This window comes from Exiguobacterium sp. s11, from assembly GCF_018619015.1.
GTDB classification, from domain to species: Bacteria; Bacillota; Bacilli; order Exiguobacteriales; family Exiguobacteriaceae; genus Exiguobacterium_A; species Exiguobacterium_A indicum.
The window spans coordinates 1-472 of the sequence record NZ_JACSNF010000015.1 but is presented as its reverse complement, the minus strand read 5'-3'; the positions used below and the strand labels follow the sequence as shown (position 1 = coordinate 472).

The window sequence follows — 472 nt, the reverse complement described above, 5'->3', positions numbered from 1 at the left end:
AGGTAGCCGTATCGGAAGGTGCGGCTGGATCACCTCCTTTCTAAGGAAAACGTCCCTTACGGGACATGCCCATCGTTCAGTTTTGAGAGCTCGTCTCTCACGTCTCGAAAGAGACACTCGCACCTTGAAAACTGAAGACATCAACAAGACATCAAACTTTTAATTAACCATGTCATTTAAGACGTGTGTTCTTAGAATACCAACGCTAGATCAAGGTATGAAGGGCGTACGGTGGATGCCTTGGCACTAGGAGCCGATGAAGGACGCGACGAACAGCGATATGCTTCGGGGAGCAGTAAGTATGCTTTGATCCGAAGATTTCCGAATGGGGGAACCCACCATCCGTAATGGGATGGGACATGTTACATGAATACATAGTGTAGCGTGAGGCAGACCCGGGGAACTGAAACATCTAAGTACCCGGAGGAAGAGAAAGCAAATGCGATTCCCTGAGTAGCGGCGAGCGAAACGG

Annotated in this window: 1 rRNA gene; it reads left to right on the top strand. The window is 49.4% G+C overall.

Features of this window, described 5'->3' with window-relative positions:
* Positions 1–208 precede the first annotated feature (208 nt).
* Positions 209–472 (top strand): 23S ribosomal RNA (locus KNQ12_RS16880); the annotation flags it as partial.